Source organism: Streptomyces griseofuscus (assembly GCF_014673495.1).
In the GTDB taxonomy this organism is placed as follows: domain Bacteria; phylum Actinomycetota; class Actinomycetes; order Streptomycetales; family Streptomycetaceae; genus Streptomyces; species Streptomyces murinus.
Genome location: NZ_CP051006.1, coordinates 3,791,449 through 3,811,033, shown reverse-complemented (window position 1 = coordinate 3,811,033; position 19,585 = coordinate 3,791,449). Strand labels below are relative to the sequence as shown.

At 71.2% G+C, this 19,585-nt stretch carries 20 protein-coding genes and 1 pseudogene; 15 read left to right on the top strand and 6 right to left on the bottom strand.

Annotated elements, in window-relative coordinates; translation table 11 throughout:
• Position 1: 1 nt before the first annotated feature.
• Genes resB through HEP81_RS16890 form a run of 5 tightly spaced genes read left to right on the top strand, consistent with a single transcriptional unit; the run spans position 2 to position 5,025 of the window.
• A complete protein-coding gene (resB, locus tag HEP81_RS16910; RefSeq protein ID WP_037658661.1) occupies positions 2–1,708 on the top strand; it encodes a cytochrome c biogenesis protein ResB in 1,707 nt (568 codons plus the stop codon).
• Positions 1,705–2,802 (top strand): c-type cytochrome biogenesis protein CcsB, encoded by a 1,098-nt coding sequence (ccsB, locus tag HEP81_RS16905; RefSeq protein ID WP_037658659.1) that lies wholly within the window; start codon positions 1,705–1,707, stop codon positions 2,800–2,802. Before resB ends, ccsB begins: the two co-directional genes overlap by 4 nt.
• 25 nt (positions 2,803–2,827) lie before the next feature.
• The gene (locus tag HEP81_RS16900) at positions 2,828–3,226 is read left to right on the top strand and encodes an SRPBCC family protein (protein ID WP_037658657.1); all 399 of its coding nucleotides are present in this window, start codon (positions 2,828–2,830) and stop codon (positions 3,224–3,226) included.
• A 45-nt stretch (positions 3,227–3,271) separates the two neighbouring features.
• Positions 3,272–3,955, top strand: a complete 684-nt coding sequence (locus HEP81_RS16895) for an RNA polymerase sigma factor (protein ID WP_037658656.1) — start codon at positions 3,272–3,274, stop codon at positions 3,953–3,955.
• Positions 3,952–5,025 carry a CU044_5270 family protein gene (locus HEP81_RS16890; RefSeq protein ID WP_051850337.1) on the top strand — a complete coding sequence of 358 codons (1,074 nt, stop codon included), beginning with the start codon at positions 3,952–3,954 and terminating at the stop codon, positions 5,023–5,025. Before HEP81_RS16895 ends, HEP81_RS16890 begins: the two co-directional genes overlap by 4 nt.
• Before the next feature lie 27 nt (positions 5,026–5,052).
• On the opposite strand, the gene HEP81_RS16885 is transcribed toward HEP81_RS16890, so the two are convergent.
• From HEP81_RS16885 to HEP81_RS16865, 5 genes are all read right to left on the bottom strand, one after another.
• Complete coding sequence (locus tag HEP81_RS16885; RefSeq protein WP_037658655.1) at positions 5,053–6,627, bottom strand: ABC transporter substrate-binding protein; 1,575 nt, start codon at positions 6,625–6,627, stop codon at positions 5,053–5,055.
• Positions 6,627–8,711, bottom strand: coding sequence for a hypothetical protein (locus HEP81_RS16880; protein ID WP_106979980.1), 2,085 nt, complete (start codon positions 8,709–8,711; stop codon positions 6,627–6,629). The genes HEP81_RS16885 and HEP81_RS16880 overlap by 1 nt, the downstream gene beginning before the upstream one ends.
• A gap of 105 nt (positions 8,712–8,816) precedes the next feature.
• The gene (locus tag HEP81_RS16875) at positions 8,817–10,223 is read right to left on the bottom strand and encodes a condensation domain-containing protein (RefSeq protein WP_037658653.1); all 1,407 of its coding nucleotides are present in this window, start codon (positions 10,221–10,223) and stop codon (positions 8,817–8,819) included.
• Between the two features lie 188 nt (positions 10,224–10,411).
• The gene (locus HEP81_RS16870; RefSeq protein ID WP_037658652.1) at positions 10,412–10,762 is read right to left on the bottom strand and encodes a hypothetical protein; all 351 of its coding nucleotides are present in this window, start codon (positions 10,760–10,762) and stop codon (positions 10,412–10,414) included.
• On the bottom strand, positions 10,759–11,442 hold the full coding sequence (locus HEP81_RS16865; protein ID WP_243279430.1) for a DUF6232 family protein: 684 nt from the start codon (positions 11,440–11,442) through the stop codon (positions 10,759–10,761). The genes HEP81_RS16870 and HEP81_RS16865 overlap by 4 nt, the downstream gene beginning before the upstream one ends.
• A gap of 181 nt (positions 11,443–11,623) precedes the next feature.
• On the opposite strand from HEP81_RS16865, the gene HEP81_RS16860 reads away from it, so the two are divergent.
• The 5 genes from HEP81_RS16860 to mqnE all read left to right on the top strand — a co-directional run bounded on the left by HEP81_RS16860 (position 11,624) and on the right by mqnE (position 16,452).
• Entirely contained in the window at positions 11,624–13,075 is a 1,452-nt protein-coding gene (locus tag HEP81_RS16860) for a menaquinone biosynthesis decarboxylase (RefSeq protein ID WP_037658699.1), read from the top strand.
• 14 nt (positions 13,076–13,089) lie between these two features.
• A complete protein-coding gene (gene mqnP / locus HEP81_RS16855; RefSeq protein ID WP_037658696.1) occupies positions 13,090–13,971 on the top strand; it encodes a menaquinone biosynthesis prenyltransferase MqnP in 882 nt (293 codons plus the stop codon).
• 96 nt (positions 13,972–14,067) lie between these two features.
• Positions 14,068–14,718, top strand: coding sequence for a UbiX family flavin prenyltransferase (locus HEP81_RS16850; protein WP_037658651.1), 651 nt, complete (start codon positions 14,068–14,070; stop codon positions 14,716–14,718).
• A gap of 76 nt (positions 14,719–14,794) precedes the next feature.
• The gene (locus tag HEP81_RS16845; protein WP_037658649.1) at positions 14,795–15,250 is read left to right on the top strand and encodes an Lrp/AsnC family transcriptional regulator; all 456 of its coding nucleotides are present in this window, start codon (positions 14,795–14,797) and stop codon (positions 15,248–15,250) included.
• Positions 15,251–15,288: 38 nt separating this feature from the next.
• Positions 15,289–16,452 carry an aminofutalosine synthase MqnE gene (mqnE, locus tag HEP81_RS16840; protein ID WP_037658646.1) on the top strand — a complete coding sequence of 388 codons (1,164 nt, stop codon included), beginning with the start codon at positions 15,289–15,291 and terminating at the stop codon, positions 16,450–16,452.
• 16 nt (positions 16,453–16,468) lie between these two features.
• Here the strand turns inward: mqnE and HEP81_RS16835 are convergent, their stop codons facing one another.
• Positions 16,469–16,633, bottom strand: a complete 165-nt coding sequence (locus tag HEP81_RS16835) for a hypothetical protein (protein WP_157854495.1) — start codon at positions 16,631–16,633, stop codon at positions 16,469–16,471.
• A gap of 296 nt (positions 16,634–16,929) precedes the next feature.
• Between HEP81_RS16835 and HEP81_RS16830 the strand changes: the two genes are divergently transcribed.
• The 5 genes and pseudogenes from HEP81_RS16830 to HEP81_RS16810 all read left to right on the top strand — a co-directional run.
• Positions 16,930–17,580, top strand: coding sequence for a UdgX family uracil-DNA binding protein (locus HEP81_RS16830; RefSeq protein ID WP_037658694.1), 651 nt, complete (start codon positions 16,930–16,932; stop codon positions 17,578–17,580).
• Positions 17,581–17,596: 16 nt separating this feature from the next.
• Positions 17,597–18,121 carry a GNAT family N-acetyltransferase gene (locus HEP81_RS16825; protein WP_037658642.1) on the top strand — a complete coding sequence of 175 codons (525 nt, stop codon included), beginning with the start codon at positions 17,597–17,599 and terminating at the stop codon, positions 18,119–18,121.
• Positions 18,122–18,213: 92 nt separating this feature from the next.
• Complete coding sequence (locus HEP81_RS16820; RefSeq protein WP_037658639.1) at positions 18,214–18,513, top strand: DUF4229 domain-containing protein; 300 nt, start codon at positions 18,214–18,216, stop codon at positions 18,511–18,513.
• 102 nt (positions 18,514–18,615) lie between these two features.
• The gene (locus tag HEP81_RS16815; RefSeq protein WP_037658636.1) at positions 18,616–19,278 is read left to right on the top strand and encodes a TetR/AcrR family transcriptional regulator; all 663 of its coding nucleotides are present in this window, start codon (positions 18,616–18,618) and stop codon (positions 19,276–19,278) included.
• Between the two features lie 157 nt (positions 19,279–19,435).
• A pseudogene (locus HEP81_RS16810) lies at positions 19,436–19,580 on the top strand (DNA-binding response regulator); the annotation flags it as partial.
• Positions 19,581–19,585: the final 5 nt, after the last annotated feature.

The following is a 19,585-nucleotide window of genomic DNA, read 5'->3' as shown; positions in this document are numbered from 1 at the left end:
GATGAGCAAGACCGAAACCGACAAGGACCAGGAGGAGCTCGGCGCCGCCGGGTCCCAGCTGTCCACCGCCCCGCGCGAGGAGCCGCTCACCGGCGTGCCCGCCTTCGGGGTGATCGGCTGGATCCGCTGGTTCTGGCGGCAGCTGACCTCCATGCGGGTCGCGCTGCTGCTGCTCCTGATGCTGTCGCTGGCCGCGATCCCCGGCTCGCTGATCCCGCAGTCCGGCGCCGACATCAACAAGGTCGCCGACTTCCAGCAGGCGCACAAGACGCTCGCGCCGGTCTACGACAAGCTGGGCCTCTTCCACGTCTACAGCTCGGTGTGGTTCTCCGCGATCTACATCCTGCTGTTCATCTCCCTCATCGGCTGCATCGTGCCGCGCGCCTGGCAGTTCATCGGGCAGCTGCGCGGCCGGCCCCCGGGCGCGCCCAAGCGGCTGACCCGGCTGCCCGCGTACACGACCTGGCGTACGACGGCGGAGCCCGAGGAGGTCCGCGCGGCCGCGCTCAAGCTGCTCAAGCGGCGCCGCTTCCGCGCCCACGCCGAGGGTGACGCGGTCACCGCCGAGAAGGGCTATCTGCGCGAACTGGGCAACCTGGTCTTCCATATCGCCCTGATCGTGCTCCTGGTCTCCTTCGCCTGGGGCCAGATGTACAAGTCGGACGGCACCAAGCTGATGGTGGAGGGCGACGGCTTCTCCAACGCGCTGCCGATGTACGACGACATGAAGTCGGGCAGCCTGTTCCGGAGCGACGACCTGGTGCCGTTCAGCTTCGACCTGAAGAAGTTCACCGGCACCTACGAGAGCAGCGGCCCCAACCGCGGTACGCCCCGCACCTTCCAGGCGACGATCGACTACAGCGTGGGCGCGTACGGCAAGCGCAAGACCACCACGGTCAAGGTCAACGAGCCGCTGCACATCGGCGACTCCAAGGTCTACCTCGTCAGCCACGGCTACGCCCCGGTGGTCACCGTCCGCGACGGCAAGGGCAAGGTCGTCTACCGCGACGCCGTGCCGCTGCTGCCCCTCGACGGCAATGTCACCTCCAACGGCGTCGTCAAGGTGATGGACGGCTACAAGGACCCGCGGGGCAAGAGCGAGCAGCTCGGCTTCCAGGCGTTCTTCGTGCCGACCTTCGACCCGAAGTCCGGCACGATGATGTCGCAGTTCCCGGCGCTGCTGAACCCGCTGCTCGCGGTCAACGCCTACCACGGCGACCTGGGTGTGGACGCGGGCATCCCGCAGAGCGTGTACCAGCTCGACACGAGCCACATGAAGGCGTTCAAGGACGGCAAGGGCCAGCTGCTGAAGAAGCTGCTCAAGCCCGGCGACACCATGTCGTTGCCGAACGGCGCCGGTTCCATCACGTTCGAGAAGGACGTGAAGCAGTGGGCCGGCTTCGAGATCGTCCAGGAGCCGGGCAGCATCTGGGCCCTGACCGGCGCGCTCGCCGCGATCTTCGGTCTCGCCGCGTCCCTGTTCATCCAGCGCCGCCGGGTGTGGGTGCGGGCGGTGCGCGGTGCCGACGGTGTGACCGTCGTCGAGATGGCCGGACTCGGCCGCAGCGAGTCCGCCAAGCTGCCGGAGGAGCTGGGCGATCTCGCCGGGATCCTCTACGACCAGGCGCCGGGGGCACCCGACCCGGACGACGCCCCCGCAACCTCCCCCGACCCTCACGTCGTACCTGCCGAAGGGGCTGAGAAGTGACTCTCGCCGCCGCAACAGAGCTGGCCACAGCGACCAACGAGCATCTCGCGAACATGAGCAACACGCTCATCTACTCCGCGATGACCGTGTACACGCTGGCCTTCCTCGCCTACATCGCCGAGTGGATCTTCGGCAGCCGCAGCAAGGTGGCCCGTACGGCCAACGCGCTCACCGACGGGGGCAAGCAGCAGGCGGGCCCCGCCGTCACCGTCAAGAAGGCCGGCGGCACCGCCGTACTGGAGCGCCCGAAGGTCGTCGTGCGCGCGGCGGCCGGTGCCCGGGACGTGCCGGACGGGCCCGGCGCGCACGGCGGTGACGTCCAGGGCGACATGTACGGCCGGATCGCGGTCTCGCTGACCGTGCTGGCCTTCGTGGTGCAGCTCGCCGGCGTGATCGCCCGCGCGGCCTCGGTGGGCCGGGCGCCCTGGGGCAACATGTACGAGTTCAGCATCACGTTCACCACGGTGGCCGTGGGCCTGTACCTGGCACTGCTGGCGCTGAAGAAGAACGTGCGCTGGCTGGGCCTGTTCCTGACCACCACGGTGCTGCTGCTGCTCGGCCTCGCCGTGACCGTGCTCTACACGGCCAGCGACCAGCTGGTCCCGGCGCTGCACTCGTACTGGCTGTACATCCACGTCTCCACCGCGATCTTCTGCGGCGCGGTGTTCTACGTCGGCGCGGTCGCCACCATCCTGTACCTGTTCAAGGACTCGTACGAGAACAAGCTGGAGGCCGGGATCAAGCCGGGCTCCTTCGCCACCTCGGTGCTGGAGCGGCTGCCCGCCTCGGCCTCCCTGGACAAGTTCGCCTACCGGGTCAACGCGGCCGTCTTCCCGCTGTGGACGTTCACGATCATCGCGGGCGCGATCTGGGCGGGCGACGCCTGGGGCCGCTACTGGAACTGGGACCCGAAGGAGACCTGGTCGTTCATCACCTGGGTCGCCTACGCCTGCTACCTGCACGCGCGCGCCACGGCCGGCTGGAAGGGCCGCAAGGCCGCCTACCTGGCGATGATCGCGTTCGCCTGCTGGCTGTTCAACTTCTACGGCGTGAACATCTTCGTCACCGGCAAGCACTCCTACGCGGGCGTGTGAGCGAAGGCTCGCCCACACTGGAGTCATGAGCGGTTCCATCGCACAGGGCACCAGTCAGACCCACGGGAACACGCACATACTCCATTTCCTGGTGCGGCTCCCGAGGCCCATGGAAGACGTCTGGACGGCGGTGGCCACCCCCGAGGGGATCGGGGCGTGGTGCACCGCCGTCGGCGTTCTCGAACCCCGTCTCGACGGCGCGGTCTCCTTGCGGGGACTGGGCTCGGGCCGGGTCACCGCCTGGGACGTGGACCGGGTCGCCGAGTACACCCTCGACGAGGGCGGCGGCGGGCGGCTGCGGTTCCATCTGGAGCGGGACGGGACGGCGGAGTGCGTACTGCGCTTCACCCATGAGTTCCAGGGCGAGGGACCCTCGGACACGGACTGGCGCCGTAGATTCGAACAACTGATCACTGCGATGTGACGCAGGACACCGGAACCCGGTGCCTGCCGCGGACAACTGGCGGGCGTGGACTATTCACTGCACGCCCGCATCCGAGCGGGCGACCCCGAGGCGTTCCGGGAGCTGTTCCGCGCCCATGCGCAGCTCGTCTTCCGGCACGCGGTACGGGTCTCCGGGGACCGCTCGACGGCCGAGGACGTCGTGTCGCTGACGTTCCTGGAGGCCTGGCGGCTGCGCGCGAAGCTGCGGGACGAGGGGGAGACGCCCCGGCCATGGGTGATGGGGATCGCCGTCAATGTGCTGCGCAACACCGCGCGGGCCGCCCGCCGGCACGCGGTCGCGCTGACCCGGCTGCCCGCCAAGGACACCGTGCCGGACTTCGTGGACGAGCTGGTGGGGCGGATGGCGGCCGCCGAGGAGCTGGCCGCGGCCGGGCGCGCGCTGCGCCGTCTGCGGCGCGGTGAGCGCGATGTGTTCACCCTGTGCGTGTGGTCCGGGCTGAGCTACACCGAGGCGGCCCAGGCGCTCGGCGTACCGGTGGGCACGGTGCGCTCGCGGCTCTCGCGCACCCGCACCCGGCTGCGGGCGCTCGCCGCCGAGGAACTGGCGGCGGGCCGGCGGGGATCGTACGACCGGAGGGGACCGCACGAGAAGGGACCGCACGCGCGGATGGAACCGGTCGGCGGGAGCGGACAAGAACAGGGCGGCCGCACCCGCGCGGCCCGGTCGGGAGAGGAGACGGACCGATGAAGCGGACACCGAGGTTCGGGGAACCCGACCCCGCGGAACTGGCCCGTCTGCTGCCGGCGCCCGGTGACCCGGAGCTGCCCCGCGACCGCCATCGCCGACTTGAGGACGCCTTCATGGCCCACATCCAGCGAGACCAGAGCGCCACAGCCACCGAACCCGCCCCCGCCCCGGGCAAGGCGCCCCGGCCGGTCCGCGGGCGCCCGCGCCGCCCGGTGCTGATCGGCGTCCCGGCCGCGCTGGCCCTGGCCGGGGTGGCCGTCGTCGCCCTGACCGGCACCGGCGGCTCCGGCGGGCCCGGTGCGCCGGCCCCGGTCGCGGCGCCGGTCGTACGGATCCAGACCGGTTCGACCGTGGCCCTCGCCGCCACGGTCGAGCACATCGCCGACGCGGCGGGCCGCGAGGCCCTGCCGACGCCCCGCCCGGACCAGTTCATCTACGTCAGGAGCGAGGTCTCCTCCGCCTACACGGACGAGAACCTGGAACACGACACCTCCCGCACCCTGGTGGAGCCCCTGCACGGCAGGGAGTTCTGGCAGTCCCCCGACGGGCACAAGGGCTGGCTGGAGGAGCCCGGGTACCAGCCGAAGGGGGGTATCACCCTGGACAGCGACATCACCCGTGACTCGTACGACGAGACGAGGGCGCTGCCCACCGAACCCGGGGCGCTGCTGAAGAAGATCTACGCCCGCACCGACCACCAGACCGACCGGGACCAGCAGGCGTTCGACATCATCGGGGACATCGTCGGCGAGCAGCTGGTGCCCGCGCGGACCGCCGCAGCCCTCTACCGTGCCGCGGCCCGGATCCCCGGTGTGGTGGTGGTCGAGCACTCCCAGGACGCCGCCGGACGGGACGGGATCGCGCTGGCCCGGCTGGACCCCGGGACCGGCGAACGCAAGGAGTGGATCTTCGACCGGGGCACCTTCGCCTACCTCGGCAGCCGGGGTGTGCAGGTCGGGACGGGCCAGGACATCAGGCCCGGCACCGTCACCGAGCGCACCGCGATCCTGGAGCGGGCCGTCGTGGACAAGGAGAAGCAGCACCCCGCGACACCCGGCAAGGCGTCCTGACCCGCACGCGGGCGGGGGCCCGGACCCTCACGCGGGCGGCAGGCAGTCCTTCCCCGGCGGCTTCCCCTCCGGCCAGGCCAGCTGGACGAACTGCGAGTCGCCCTCCGGGGTCAGACGCACGATCGGTACGGCCTTGTCGTAGGGGTTGCCGTGCTCGTCCAGGCAGATCCAGCCGCTCGCCCCGGCCACCTTCAGCGAGCCCTTGACCTGCGGCCACTGGAGGCCGACGTCCGCGAGGGTCGGGATGCTCCGGCCCTCCGGCACGGCCTCGCGGATGCCGTGCACCGCGAGCTGGAGCGCGTCGTAGCCGATGATCAACTGGCCGTCGTCCAGGGCGACCGGTCCTATCGGGCCGGCCGGCTTGTGCTCGGCGGTCTTCAGCAGCCGCTGGAGGGTCTGGTAGTCCGCCGTGGAACCGCCGGTCTTCGGGGGGTTCTTCAGCCAGGCGTCCGGATGGGCGAGGGAGGTGAAGAGCACGGTGAGGTTGTGCCGCAGGGCGTCGCGGTTCAGCTCCTTCTCATAGGTGAGGTAGGAGGCCTCGTCGCCGGTGAGGACCTGGAAGGAGCGGTCCATGCAGCCGCGGTCGCCCAGCGCGTTCACGAACTGCCGCAGCTGGGTGTGCCGGCCCGCGAACAGGATCGTGTGGGTGTCCCGGGGGGTGTCGCACACGATGTTGGTGATCTGCCGGAAGGTGTTGGCGGTGGTGCCCTCCTGGCTGCGGTCGGCGGGCGGGGTGAACGGCTGCTCCAGGACCGGCTGGTACGGCGAGCCGTTCATCAGTGTGCTGAACGACTGCTTGAGCGAGTTCGTGTACGGGTCGCCCGGCTTGTCGTAGACCAGCATGGCCTTGTTCTCGTTGGCCCGGTTCGCCTTGGCCTTGGTGTAGGAGGCGAGCGCGCGGGCCTCGTCGGTGTTGGTCGGCGCCACCCGGGCGAGCCCGGGGTAGGGGTCGGCCTTCTTGCCGCGCTGCCCGTTGGCCAGTTCGTCGGCGGTGATGGAGGAGCCGATCACCGGGATGCCGAGCTTGGTCAACGCCGCGACGGCCGCCTGGTTGGGATCGGTGCTCTGCCCTATCCCGGCCACCGCCCGCAGCCGGTCCGCGCTCCGGGTCATCCCGTCCATCTGGCTCACCGTCGGCCGCCAGCTGTCCTTGCCCGTACCCGAGTTGGCGAGCACCAGGCGGATCTGCGGGGACTGCCCGTTGGCGTCGTGGTTGGCCGAGTACTGGGCGAGATAGGCGCCTTGGAGCTGATGCTCTATGTCGTTCAGATTGGTCGTCGAGGTGGAGGTGAACGGCAGCATCAGCGCCACCGTGACATAACTCCCGCTCTTGAGGCCCTTGTTCTCCCGCCCGATCGCTTCCACCACCTGGTGGAAGCGGGGCTGGCCGAAGTCGTACACGCCGGTCGCCACGCCCACGCACTCGTCACTGCCCGCGGGCCGCGACACCCCCGGCGCGCACCGCCGGTCGTCGTGCATCAGGGTGCGCGCCCCGAACACCCCGCCCGCCACCAGGGCCGCCGCCAGCAGCAGGGACAGATACCGGCGCAGCGGGATCTCCCACACATGCTCGCGTACCCAGGTCCCCATGCCCCCCGCCATCAGGCCTCCCCGCGACCGTCGTCCTCAGGATCGGCCGGCCCCTCGATCGGGCGTCCGGCCAGCGCGGCCGCCGGCCAGTCCCGGGAGGCCCGCCACAGCAGCGCGCCCGCGGCGGGGCGCAGATTGGACAGTTGCTCCAGCTCGAAGCGGAGCCGGTCGCACACCTTGGGATCCGGCAGCACCAGCGGATCCGTCAGCTCCCACAGCGCGTGCAGCAACCGCCGTACCCGCAGGTGCAGTACGGCGTCCACACCCTCCGGCAGCGGATAGCCGGTGTCCGTCACACCGAGCGCGACCGCGGCCCGCCGGTCGCCGCGCCCGCCGAAGTCACGGCCCTCGGCGTCGTGCGCGTGGAAGTAGGGCGCGGACGCGATGAAGCGCAGGGTGCGCAGCCACACCCGGGTGTCGGCATCCGCGAAGTCGTCCCGTAAGCGCGCGACCGCCGACTCGGCGTCCCCGAGCGCGAGTTCGTGGTAGAGCCGGTACGGCGCCCGCTCCGGCTCCGCGTAGTGCTCGATCAGCGTCTCGTGCGCGCGCCGCCATGACGCGTGGTCCTCGTCGCGCAGATGCAGCCGCAGCAGCAGCAGCGTCCGCACGAACGGGTCGCCGACGAACTGGCCCGGTACGACGGGCAGTCCCTCCTCGGCGAGCAGCGTCTGAAGGGCCCGTACATCGGCGGGTCCGAAGGTGTCCGGCAGCAGTGCCGAGGCCAGGGCGCACGCCGATTCGTGGTCGTGGGCGGCGGCCAGCACGGTCAGCTCCTCCAGGTACGCGGCCGGCACCAGCCGGTCCAGCAGCGCCTGGTGGACCGGCGAGCCCGGCCGGTCCTCGGCCGGACGGAACTCCGCGCTGAGCAGCTCGCCCAGCGAGGACACCTCGGGCAGATGCTGCGCGGCCGACTCGGCGAGCAGCACCACGCCCAGCGGGTTGCCGCCGGTCAACCGGTGGGCGGCGGCCGGGAGATGGGAGGGCACGGCGGTGTCCGCGCACAGCGCGCCGACGATGTGCAGGGTGTCGTCCGCGCTCAGCGGCGGCAGCGCGACCAGCAGCGCCCGCGAGGAGGGGGCCGCGTCCGGTGTCCAGCCGGTGCGCCGGGCGACCTCGGCCAGCTGCCGCCGTACGGCGTTGGGCAGTTCGGCCCGGCCCTCGCCGCGCCGGGCGGCCACGAACACCACCCGGTCGCCGGTGCCCTCCGCGCGATCGCGCAGCACGGCCGCGGTCAGCTCCGGGCCCGGGGTCGTCTGCGCGTTGTCGAGCAGCACCAGGGGCCGGCCCAGGCGCTGCATCTTCGCCATGAACCCGGTGTACGCCTCGCCGAGGTCGGCCAGCAGCGCCCGCACCAGATACCGCTCCGCGTGCTCGCGCGAGCCGTCGCCGTCCCGGAAGTGCTGGGACAGCAGGATCAGCCCGCGCTCGGCGTTGCCGCCGGCGTTCGGGTACGAGCGGTACCACTCCGACGCCTTCTGGTGCTTGTGGCCGGTGAAGCCCTCGGCGACGGACTCCAGGGTGGCCTCGATGGCGCCCGAGACCAGCGGGCCCGCGCCGGTGGCGGCCGCGACCACCTTCGCCGCGACCTTGCCCGCCCATCTGCCCGCGAACGCGCCGATCCGCGGACCCCGCTCGTTCAGCAGCAGGATCCGCTCGACCTCCCGGCGGATCCGCTCCGCCTCGGCGTCGCCCCAGCCGCCCGCGGCCACCGCGACCAGGCCCGACATCAGCCGCGGGAAGGTGATCCGCCCGGCGCCGGTCACCGGCTCGGCCAGCTGCTCGGCGATCACCAGCAGCGCCTGAGCCGACGGCGACCAGGAGTCGGCAGGCCGGCCCGCGGGCGGCCCGGCGAACTGCGTGGCCGAACAGTCGATCAGCGCGACCGGGGTGTGCCCCCGGTATGCCTCCTGAAGCGCGTCGAGCACCGCGCTCTTGCCCAGCCCCCGGGCGCCGGTGAGCACCACGAAGGGCGGCTCGTCCGGGTGTTCCAGAGGATGGGCGCGATGGCGTCCGGGGACCAGGCCCACCAGGCGCGGCGCGAGTCCGGCCGGATCCGCGTCGAAGAGCGCCCCCCGCCCGTGCAACCGTGTGCGCACAGCATCGCCCCCCTCAACAACAGTGTAGAAAGGGGTAGTTGCTCCGTGCCAGGGCCAGTGGTGCCCGTTTGGATAACGATGTGTGCCCATGGCGCCGCGGTGCGCTCATGACACCGCGGACAGGCTGCCGTGGCCCGCCGAGGCGATGTGGTCCCGCAGCCGCTCCACGTACAGCCGCATGTTCTTCGCGGCGACATCCGTGTCCGGGTAGCGGCTGGCCAGCCACAGCCCCTCGTGCTGCCGGTTCACCCAGACGCACACCTGGTCGCCGTACGACACCCGCAGCAGCGCGTGCGCCCGCATGTCCGTCCACCGGTCGGCGCCGGGCACCGCCCGGGTGTCGACGTACGAGACGATCGAGTACAGGTCGGGCGAGGTGGGCCGGAAGTCAGCGCCGAGCAGCGCCAGCACCCGGGCCAGCGGCATCCGGGCCAGCTTGCGGGCCGCGCCCAGCTCCGTGCGCACCGCCCGCAGGACGTCCGGGAAGCCGCGGATGCCGGTCAGCGGCACCTCGATGGGGGCGCCGCCCACGTACCAGCCCACCGAGTCGGTCCAGCGCGAGCGGACCCGGGTGTGGAAGGGCACGACCGTCCGGTACACCGACTGCCCGCCCAGCTCCCGCACGCTGAGCGCGGTCGCCGCCAGCACGCCGACCAGGCTCCCGCCGTAGGGGCGGCAGTACGCCTCGAACGCGGCCGCCGCCTCCGCGTCCGCGAGCGGCTCGCACAGCATCGCCTGCGGGGGCAGCGGCTCGCCGGGGGTGAGGCCGAGGTCCACCGGGAAGGTCGGCAGGGTGCCGCCGCCGCGCCGGATGAACTCCCGCCAGCGGGCCACGATGTCGTGGTCGCCGTCCAGCCGGTCCGCGTCGGCCCGCTCGATCTCGCAGAAGTCGACGTAACTGGCCGCGGGGGCGGGGCGGTCGGCGGTGCGGCCCGCCGTGAGCGCGTCGTACACCTCGTGCACCTCGGCGGCGATCCGGGTCAGCGAGTAGGCGTCCACATTGCTGTGGTCGAAGGCCATGTAGACGCTGGTGGAGTCGTCACGTACGACGGCGGTGTAGATGAGGTTCGGCCAGCGCAGGGCGTCGGCGACGGTGTCGAACCGGTCCTGGAGATACGCGGTGAGCCGGTCCGCGTCGTCGAACTCCCCGGCGTCCTCGCGGTGCAGGGACACATCGGCGGGGTCGAGGGTGAACCGGCGCAGCTCCTCACCCGCCCAGCGGAACCCGCTGCGCAGCGTCTCGTGCCGCAACGTCCAGGAGCGCAGCGCCTCTTGGAGCACGTCGAGGTCGACCCGGCCCGGCAGGTCGAAGGCGGTGCCGAGCCAGGTCGGCACGAACAGCCCTTCCTCCCGTACGCACTTGGCGGTCCGGATGTGCGACTCCTGGATATAGGCCGGCGGCCGGGAGTCCTCCGGCAGCCGGGTCGCCGCCGCCACGGTGGCCGGGCTCAGCGTCCACTCGACGAGCCGTCCCGGCCGTACCCCGCAGCGCTGGATGTCAGTGATTCGCACGCGTCTCCCATCGAAGAAGGGGCCCTGCTGAATAGGGCCCCCCTCCAAGGCAATGCCGTGGGAGGCGGCGGAGACATGCCCGCCGCCGCCATTTCAACGGAACGGGTGGCAGGCCGAACGGGGGACTGATTAACCGACAGTGACCATGCGGGGGTGCGGCCGGGGGTCGGCCACGGTTCGGCCGGCGATCAGCCGTTGATCATCCCGATGATCGCCCGCACCGCCTCCGCCACCGGCTGTCCGACCGTACCGACGGTCGCCGCGATCCCGGCGATGGCCATCAGCGCCCGGTGCCGCTCCGGCGCGGGTACGGGGGCGTCGGCGGTCGCGGCCGGCACGGACTCGTCGAGCAGCGCCGCGCTGGGCTCCGGCACCTGCGCCCGCAACTCGGCCACCAGCCGCCGGAGTTCGGCGAGGGCCGCGGCCAGCGCCGGGTCCTGCGCGGTCGGCGCGCCGCCCTGGTTCTTGACGATGCCGATATTGCCGGTGCCGCCGTGCATGTTCACGTTGTCGCCGTAGAAGTAGCTGTCACCGCTCATGAGCTGATCCCCGTGTTCCCGTTGCCGCCGTACATGTTGACGTTGTCCCCGAAGTAGTAGTTCTTCGGCGAGACCGTGAGGCTCTGCACCGTCACCCGGAACTCGGTGTCCGGATGCTCAATGGCGTACGAGAGCTGCTCCACCAGCTGGTCCAGATAGCGCGGGTCCTGGCTGGTGACCAGCGCGGTGGACGCGCCCGAGGTCTCCACCGCGAGGACGAACTGCGGGCTCGCGGTCAGCACACCGATCATGTCGGCCAGGAAGAAGATCTCGGCGCCGATGGCGAGGAGCCAGACGAAGACGACGTAACCGGCCGCGCCCGACTGCCCGTCCGAGCCGCCCAGCGCCAGCGCGGGCAGGCTGGGCAGCATCACGAGCATCGCGATGGCGATGGTCCCGGCGCTGTACCGCAGGAACCGCAGCACCGCCTCCTTGCGCCTGGGCCGCAGCATGAAGGAGTACACACGGGCGATGTTGGCCAGCGGATACACCGCCCGCCCGATCCACAGGATCCGCTTGCTGACCCGCAGATCGAGCATCCTCGGCACCGGGTGCGGCGAGGGCGCGGGAACATCCGGCATGGGCGGCGCGGCGGCGGGCGGGGCGGGCGGGGCGGAGGGTGCGGGTGGCGCGGGTGGCGGGTCCTGGGCGGGGCGCTCCGGCCCCGGGCCGTACTGCATCTGTCGTCCCCCTGAGGTCGGGCAGAAACTGACTGCTCGGTGACGACCATTAACCCGACCCGCGCGCGGCACTGGCAAGTGGTTAAGCACACAAGATCCCGTACGGGATCCGACACCCGGCCCGGCCGTGGACCGGGCCCGGTGACGGGGTCCCGGTGGGGTGTGGCAGATACTGGGGGGCATGGCTTACGACGATCTTCGTTCCCTGCTCCGGGCCCTGGAGCGCGAGGGAGACCTCAAGCGCATCAAGGCCGAGGTCGACCCCTACCTGGAAATCGGGGAGATCGTCGACCGGGTGCAGAAGTCCGGCGGACCCGCGCTGCTCTTCGAGAACGTCAAGGGCTCGGCGATGCCGCTGGCCATGAACGTCTTCGGCACCGACCGCCGCCTCCTGAAGGCGCTCGGCCTGAAGTCGTACGGCGACATCTCCGACAAGATCGGCGGGCTGCTGCGCCCCGAGCTGCCGCACGGCTTCGTCGGGGTGCGCGAGGCGTTCGGCAAGCTGGGCGCGATGGCGCACGTCCCGCCGAGGAAGATCAAGGAAGCGCCGGTCCAGGAGGTCGTCCTGCACGGCGACGACGTCGACCTCGACCGGCTCCCCGCGCTGTTCACCTGGCCCGAGGACGGCGGCTCCTTCTTCAACCTGGGCCTGACCCACACCAAGGACCCCGAGAGCGGCGTCCGCAACCTCGGCCTGTACCGCCTCCAGCGCCATGACAAGCGCACCATCGGCATGCACTGGCAGATCCACAAGGACAGCCGCAACCACTACCAGGTGGCCGCCCGCCGGGGCGAGCGGCTGCCCGTCGCCATCGCCTTCGGCTGTCCCCCCGCCGTCACCTACGCCTCCACGGCGCCGCTGCCCGGTGACATCGACGAGTACCTGTTCGCCGGGTTCATCGCGGGCAAGCGGATCGAGATGGTCGACTGCAAGACCGTGCCGCTCCAGGTCCCGGCCAACGCCGAGGTCGTCCTGGAGGGCTGGCTGGAGCCGGGCGAGATGCTGCCCGAGGGCCCGTTCGGCGACCACACCGGCTTCTACACGCCGCAGGAGCCGTTCCCCGCGCTGAAGATCGACTGCGTGACGATGCGCAAGCGGCCGCTGCTCCAGTCGATCGTGGTCGGCCGCCCGCCCACCGAGGACGGCCCGCTCGGCCGCGCCACGGAACGCTTCTTCCTGCCGCTGCTGAAGATCATCGTCCCGGACATCGTGGACTACCACCTGCCCGAGGCCGGCGGCTTCCACAACTGCGCGATCGTCTCGATCGACAAGAAGTACCCGAAGCACGCGCAGAAGGTCATGCACGCCGTCTGGGGGGCGCACATGATGTCCCTCACCAAGCTGATCGTGGTCGTGGACGCCGACTGCGACGTCCACGATCTGCACGAGGTCGCCTGGCGCGCCCTCGGCAACACCGACTACGCCCGTGACCTCACGGTCGTGGAAGGCCCCGTCGACCATCTCGACCACGCCTCCTACCAGCAGTTCTGGGGCGGCAAGGCCGGGATCGACGCCACCCGGAAATGGCCGGAGGAGGGCTACACGCGCGACGGCGGGTGGCCGGAGATGGTCCTGTCGGACCCGGATACGGCGGCCCTGGTCGACCGCCGCTGGAAGGAGTACGGCCTGTGAGTACGGCCGCCACGATGCCGCAGCCGGGACGCACGAAGGCCTTCCTGCGCCTGGTGATGATCGAGCACTCGGTCTTCGCGCTCCCCTTCGCCTACATCGCCTCCCTGACGGCGATGTACACGCTGGACAAGAACATCCACTGGGCCCGGTTGCTGCTGGTCACCGTCTGCATGGTGGGCCTGCGCACCTTCGCGATGGCCGTGAACCGGATCATCGACCGGGAGATCGACGCCCGTAACCCCCGTACCGCGCACCGCGAGCTGGTGACCGGCGCGATGTCGGTACGGCACGCCTGGACCGGCGCGCTCGTCGCCCTGGTGGTCTTCCTGGGCGCCGCCGCGCTCCTGAACCCGCTGTGCCTGGCCCTCGCGCCCATCGCGGTGATCCCGATGGTGGTCTACCCCTACGGGAAGCGGTTCACGAACTTCCCGCAGGCCATCCTCGGTATCGCCCAGGCCATGGGCCCCATCGGCGGCTGGCTCGCGATCACCGGCAGCTGGTCCTGGGACGCGGTGATCCTCGGCCTCGCCGTCGGCGTCTGGATCGGTGGCTTCGACCTGATCTACGCCTGCCAGGACGTGGAGACCGACCGCGCCATCGGCGTGAAGTCGGTCCCGGCCCGCTTCGGCATCCCGGCCGCGATCTGGGGCGCCCGCGCCTGCCATACGATCACCACCGCGCTGTTCGTCTGGTACGCCCTCGCCACCCACGCCGGCGCCTTCTTCTGGCTCGGCCTGGTGATCGTGGCCGGCGCGTTCCTCTACGAGCACCGGATCGTGCGTCCGCACGACCTGTCCCGGCTCAACCGGGCGTTCTTCAGCGTCAACGGTTTCATCGGCATCGCCCTTTTCGTGTGTGCCCTGCTGGACCTGCTGGTCCGGGGCCTGACCGTCTGAACCCGGGGCGCACGCCCGCTTCTTGCCCCCACCCGGCCTGAGCCCGGGTGGGCACGCCGGTACGCTCAAGGTGTGAACGCAGGAGAAACGCGGCGCGTGCCTTGGATCGTGGGGGTGTCCGGTGCTTCCGGGACGCCGTATGCGGCTGCCGTGCTGCGGGCGCTGCTGGCGGCGGGGGAAGCCGTCGACCTGGTGGTCAGCCGGGCCTCCCGGCTGACGTTGCTGGACGAGACGGGGATCTCGTTCCGGGACGCCCACTGGCAGGACGACCTGCGGGAATGGCTGGCCCGGGGGGCCGACGGAAAGCCCGGGACCTTCGCGGCGGACGTCAGCGGGGTGCGGTACTGGAACGCGGGCGATCTCGCGGCGGGCCCCTCCTCGGGGTCGTACCCGGCGAAGGGCATGCTCATCGTGCCGGCCTCCACGGCCTGTGTGGCGGGGGTCGCGCTGGGCCTGTCCAAGGATCTGCTCCAGCGCACGGCGAGCGTGACACTGAAGGAACGCCGCACCCTCGTCGTCGCCGTACGGGAGACCCCGCTGAACGGCCAGACCCTGCGGCATCTCGTCGCCCTGGACGACGCCGGCGCCTCGGTCGTCCCCGCCTCGCCCGCCTTCTACGCGGGTGCCACGCACATCCAGGACCTGGTGGACTTCGTCGCCGGGCGGGTGCTGGACGCGGCGGGCGTCGAGCACGGGCTGTACCGGCGCTGGCGGGGCGAACTGGGCGGTGGCGCGGACCGGCCGTGACCGGTGGTCGGCCGCGGCCCGGCAGGTGCTTTACCTTTCATCACTCCGGAACTCTTCAGCGGAAGGCTTCGATCGCATGGACGCGGTGGACAGGCAGCTCATCCAGGCCCTCAGGGAGAACGGCCGGGCCTCCTACGCGGAGCTGGGGCGCCTCGTCGGACTGTCGGGACCCAGCGTCACCGACCGCATCAACCGGCTGGAGGCGGCCGGGGTCATCACCGGATACCGCGCGACGGTCGACTCGGCCTCCCTCGGACTCGGCGTCACCGCCCTGATCGGCATCTCGCTCTCCGACGCGGCCGACCACGAGGACGTGGCGCAGCGGCTGCGGGACCTCAAGGAGATCGAGGACTGCTGGTTCATCGCCGGCGACGACTCCTTCATGCTGAAGGCGCGCGCGGCCGATGTGGACGGCCTGGAGCGGATCATCCGCAGACTCAGCGGGACCAAGGGCGTCTCGCGGACCCGTACCACCATCGTGCTGTCCACGAAGTGGGAGAACCGGGTCGGCGAGCTGCCCGAAGAGGTCTAGGGATACCGTAGGCCGAGCTGTCGTAGAAAGGTGTTGGCATGGACGTCGGGCTCAAGCGCGCGCTGGAGGAGAAGGTCCGCTCCGGTGAGCGGCTGACCCGCGAGGACGGCATCGCGCTGTACGAGTCGGACGACCTGGCCTGGCTCGGTGGTCTGGCACACGAGGTGCGGACGCGCAAGAACGGCGACGTCGTGCACTTCAACGTCAACCGGCACCTGAACATGACGAACGTGTGCACGGCCTCCTGCGCGTACTGCTCCTTCCAGCGCAAGCCGGGGGAGAAGGACGCGTACACGATGCGCATCGAGGAGGCCGTCAAGCTCGCGAAGGCGATGGAGACGGAGAACCTCACCGAGCTGCACATCGTCAACGGGCTGCACCCGAGCCTGCCGTGGCGCTACTACCCGCGGTCCCTGCGCGAGCTGAAGGCGGCGCTGCCGAACGTCTCCCTCAAGGCGTTCACGGCGACGGAGATCCACCACTTCGAGACGATCTCCGGTCTCACGGCGTCCGAGATCCTGGACGAGCTGATCGACGCGGGCCTGGAGTCGCTGACCGGTGGCGGCGCGGAGATCTTCGACTGGGAGGTCCGCCAGCACATCGTGGACCACCGGACGCACTGGGAGGACTGGTCCCGGATCCACCGCCTCGCGCACGAGAAGGGTCTGAAGACCCCGGCCACGATGCTGTACGGCCATATCGAGGAGCCGCGCCACCGGGTCGACCACGTGCTGCGCCTGCGCGAGTTGCAGGACGAGACCGGCGGCTTCCAGGTCTTCATCCCGCTGCGCTACCAGCATGACTTCGTGGACATGAAGGACGGCAAGGTCCGCAACAGGCTCCAGGCGCGGACCACGATGGCGACCGGCGCCGAGGCCCTGAAGACCTTCGCGGTCTCCCGGCTGCTGTTCGACAACGTCCCGCATGTGAAGGTCTTCTGGGTCATGCACGGCGTCCAGACGGCGCAGCTGGCCCTTCAGCACGGCGCGGACGACATGGACGGCTCGGTCGTCGAGTACAAGATCACCCACGACGCGGACAACTACGGCACGCCGAACAAGCTGACCCGCGAGGACCTCCTGGACCTCATCCGCGACGCCGGCTTCCGCCCCGTGGAGCGCAACACGCGCTACGAGATCATCCGCGAGTACGACCCCGCGGACCCGTCCCGCCGCGACTCCCCCCAGCCGATGCGCCTCTGACGACCTCCTCGCCCGCTCACCTCGGCCGCCCGCCGGTTCCCCTGTAGGGGAGGGGGCGGCCGGTGCAGGCGTCCAGCAGGACCCGGTCGCCGAGCGGGCGCCTCAGCTTCACCGCCCCGCTGCCCCGGGTGTCCAGAGCGCTCGTGGCCACGGTCGTCCCGCCCCGCTCTGCGCCGGTCACGGTGAGGCGCGGCTTCCTGCCGTCGCGCCCGACCGCCAGAGATCTGTACGACTCCGCCGCCCCGACCGCAGGCTGAGTCAGCGGCGCGCCCCCGCCCCAGGGCACAGCACGAAGACGTCCGCCACGACGACCCTCTGGCTGCCGGTGTACGCCCTGGCCGCCGCCCTTCTGACGGCGCTCGGCATCTGGTGGGTGACCCGGCGGACGACCACCGGGACCCGGTGAGCGGCGCCCACGGCACCCACGGCCTCTCCGTCTACTCGGGTGCCTGCGGCCCCTCCGGGTACTCGGCGGACATGGCCTCCACCCCCACCCCCGAGGACGCCTACACCGCCGCCCCCTTCGTCCCCGCCCGCGGCGGACTCGGCGCCCTGCGCGCGGCGGCGGCCGACTGCCGCGGCTGCCCCCTGCACGCCCCCGCCACCCAGACCGTCTTCGGGGAGGGGGACCAGAACGCCCGGGTGATGCTCGTGGGGGAGCAGCCCGGTGATCAGGAGGACCGGCAGGGCAGGCCCTTCGTGGGCCCGGCCGGGCATCTGCTGCACAAGGCGCTGGAGGAGGCCGGGCTGGATCCGGCGCAGGCGTACGTCACCAACGCGGTCAAGCACTTCAAGTTCGCGCAGACCGAGCCCGGCAAGCGCAGGATCCACCGCGCCCCCACCCTGCGGGAGATGTCGGCCTGCGCGCCCTGGCTGGTGCGGGAACTGGCGCTCGTCCAACCCGAGTTGATCGTCATCCTCGGCGCCACCGCGGGCAAGGCGCTGCTCGGCTCCTCCTTCCGGGTCGGCCGGGTGCGCGGCACCGTCATCGAGCAGGACATCCACGGCCGCCCCGAACGACTGCTCCCCACCGTGCATCCGTCGTCCGTGCTCCGCTCCGATGACCGCGACGCCGCCTACCAGGGCTTTCTCGCCGATCTGAAAATCGCCGTACAAGCCCTCGGGTAATGAATAAGATGCGCCGGTGACCCTTACTTTCACCCTGGAACCCCCCATCACCTCCGCCCTGCGCGACGACCTCCTCGACCTGTGGACGGACGTGTCGAACGCGGGTGGCGCCGTCGGTTTCGTCCCGCCGGTCCACCGCGAGGAGATACGGCCCGAGCTGGTACGCCACTTCGTGCATATGGCTCAGGGCCGTACCCGCCTCCTCGTCGGCCGGGACGCGCACGGTACGACCGCCGCCGCCGCGTTCCTCACCGGGAACCCGCAGCATCTGAACGCCCACTGGCTCTCGCTGTACTCCGTGATGGTCCACCCCCGCCATCAGGGCAAGGGCTACGGCCGCGACCTGCTCGCCGCCGCCGAGGAGGCGGCCCGCGCGACGGCCGGCATCGAGGCGATCCGCCTGTCCTGCCGCGGCGGCCACGGCCTGGAGCGTTTCTACGGCTCCTGCGGCTACAAGGAGGTCGGCCGCGTCCCCGGCGCCGTCCGCGTCGCCCCGGACGACGACCGCGACGAGATCTTCATGCTGCTGTCCCTCGGCTGACCGTTCGCCCCCGCAGACCCCGCTGCATGATCGCCCACGAGACGTGCTTCACTGGACGATGACCCCTTTTGGAATCGGACGAGTGGATTGAGATGCTCCGCTACACGCTGAAGCGCCTCGGTATCTTCGTGGGCTGCCTCTTGGTCGTCTGGGGAGCCGTCTACTCCGGCATCTTCCCGCGCGGCTTCGGCAGCTCCAACGGCCTGTGGATCGCCCTGCTCGCCCTGGTCATCTCGGCGCCGATCAGCTGGGTCGTGCTGCGCAAGGAGCGGGACCGGGCCTCGATGCACGTGGTCGGCCGGGTCGACCGGATGAAGGCGAACCTGGAGGCGAACCGCAGCCAGGAGGACATGGCCGACGACAGCGCGCGGGCGCAGAGCCAGCCGTCGTAAGCGGACCCCCTCACCCGTAGCCGTACCCGGCACCGGCCACCGGGCTCACCAAGATCGTCAAAGGCCGGGTGGCGGATCCGGCGTCCCTCTAGTCTTGCCCTCATGGGTGGCGGCAGGACCAGACGGATGCCGAGGGCGGAGCGCGAGCGGCAGATGCTCGACGCCGCCGTGGAGATCATCGCCCGGCACGGGTACACGGCCGCGTCGATGGACGAGATAGCCGAACTGGCGGGCGTCTCCAAGCCGTTGGTCTATCTCTACCTCAACTCCAAGGACGACCTCTTCACCGCGTGCATCCGCCGCGAGGCCGCCGCCCTGACCGAGGCCGTGCGGGCGGCGGTCCGTCCCGGCCTCCCCGCCGACCGCCAACTCTGGGACGGCGTGCAGGCGTTCTTCACCTACACCGCCGAGCACCCCGACGGCTGGACCGTCCTCCACCTCCAGGCCCGCACCCACGGCCCCCGGTTCGCCGCCGAGGCCGACGCCATGCGCGCGGAGATGACCGCCTTCGTCACCCGTCTGATCGCGACCGCCGCCCTGGAGTCCCCGCACTCCCGCGACCTGTCCACCCGGGAGATCGAGGGCCTCGCCGCGGCCCTGATCGGCGCCGCCGAATCCCTGGCCGACTGGACCAACACCACCCCGACCGCCACCGCCGCCCAGGCCTCCGCCACCCTGATGAACTTCGCCTGGTCCGGCCTCGGCAACCTGATGTCCGGCAACCGCTGGGCCCCACCGGGAGCGGCATCGGCCGCCCGGCCCTGAGTGTCCCTCGCCAGAAGGCGCACGGTGTGATGGCGCCCGCGAAGTCGCCGTACAGGGGACAGCGGGCCGATTCGCGGATCGCCTCGCGGTGGTAGCGCTCGGGGTCGTGCGACCGGGTCGGGGTGTCGGGCGAGGCGATCCTCTCCCCCTCGGCCCGCGCCTGATGGCCACCGGTCTGTCCGGCCCGGAGATCGCGCGGCCGTGCGGGGTCAGTGCTGACCAAGCTCGGCGCCCAGAACCGTACCCACGCCGTGGTGATCGCGTACGAGTCCGGCCTGGTCGTGCCCGGCGGCACCGGCTGACCCGC

Coding starts and splice junctions, on each gene's coding strand:
- resB (WP_037658661.1), top strand. CDS start 2: ATGAGCAAGACCGAAACCGACAAGGACCAGGAGGAGCTCGGCGCCGCC.
- HEP81_RS16900 (WP_037658657.1), top strand. CDS start 2,828: ATGAGCGGTTCCATCGCACAGGGCACCAGTCAGACCCACGGGAACACG.
- HEP81_RS16890 (WP_051850337.1), top strand. CDS start 3,952: ATGAAGCGGACACCGAGGTTCGGGGAACCCGACCCCGCGGAACTGGCC.
- HEP81_RS16885 (WP_037658655.1), bottom strand. CDS start 6,627: ATGGCGGGGGGCATGGGGACCTGGGTACGCGAGCATGTGTGGGAGATC.
- HEP81_RS16870 (WP_037658652.1), bottom strand. CDS start 10,762: ATGAGCGGTGACAGCTACTTCTACGGCGACAACGTGAACATGCACGGC.
- HEP81_RS16865 (WP_243279430.1), bottom strand. CDS start 11,442: ATGCAGTACGGCCCGGGGCCGGAGCGCCCCGCCCAGGACCCGCCACCC.
- HEP81_RS16860 (WP_037658699.1), top strand. CDS start 11,624: ATGGCTTACGACGATCTTCGTTCCCTGCTCCGGGCCCTGGAGCGCGAG.
- mqnP (WP_037658696.1), top strand. CDS start 13,090: ATGCCGCAGCCGGGACGCACGAAGGCCTTCCTGCGCCTGGTGATGATC.
- HEP81_RS16845 (WP_037658649.1), top strand. CDS start 14,795: ATGGACGCGGTGGACAGGCAGCTCATCCAGGCCCTCAGGGAGAACGGC.
- mqnE (WP_037658646.1), top strand. CDS start 15,289: ATGGACGTCGGGCTCAAGCGCGCGCTGGAGGAGAAGGTCCGCTCCGGT.
- HEP81_RS16830 (WP_037658694.1), top strand. CDS start 16,930: ATGGCCTCCACCCCCACCCCCGAGGACGCCTACACCGCCGCCCCCTTC.
- HEP81_RS16820 (WP_037658639.1), top strand. CDS start 18,214: ATGCTCCGCTACACGCTGAAGCGCCTCGGTATCTTCGTGGGCTGCCTC.
- HEP81_RS16815 (WP_037658636.1), top strand. CDS start 18,616: ATGGGTGGCGGCAGGACCAGACGGATGCCGAGGGCGGAGCGCGAGCGG.